Annotated in this window: 1 pseudogene; it reads left to right on the top strand. The window is 70.5% G+C overall.

What is annotated here, in order from left to right:
• Nucleotides 1-440: pseudogene (locus ARTB_RS21385) on the top strand (choice-of-anchor I family protein); the annotation flags it as partial.

Raw genomic sequence — 440 nt, 5'->3', positions numbered from 1 at the left:
CGATCAAGGAGGTCGACGGCGTCCGCGTGGCGTTCATCGGTACCGTCACCCCCGACACCGCCACGATGGTCGACCCGGCCGGCATCGCGGATCTCGACTTCGGCGACCAGGTCGAAGCCGCCAACCGCGTGGCCGACGAGATCACGGCCGGTGACCTCGCCGACGCGATCGTGCTGCTGACGCACTCGGGCGCGGCCACCTCGAACGACTGCGCGGCCATCGTCGCCGACCAGGCCGGGTTCGGCGATCTCGCCGTCAACGCCTCTCCCGAGATCGACGCCATCGTCTCGGCCCACACGCACCAGACGTACGCGTGCCAGCTGCCGGTGGCCGGCACCGACCGCACCCGCCCGGTGATCCAGGCGTCGGAGTACGGCAAGGCGATGGGTCAGCTCACGCTCACGTGGGACATCGGCACCGACTCGCTGGCATCCGTCTCG

The sequence above is a fragment of the Arthrobacter humicola genome, from assembly GCF_022803015.1.
Classification (GTDB): Bacteria; Actinomycetota; Actinomycetes; order Actinomycetales; family Micrococcaceae; genus Arthrobacter; species Arthrobacter humicola_A.
This window is presented reverse-complemented; position numbering and strand designations above follow the sequence as displayed.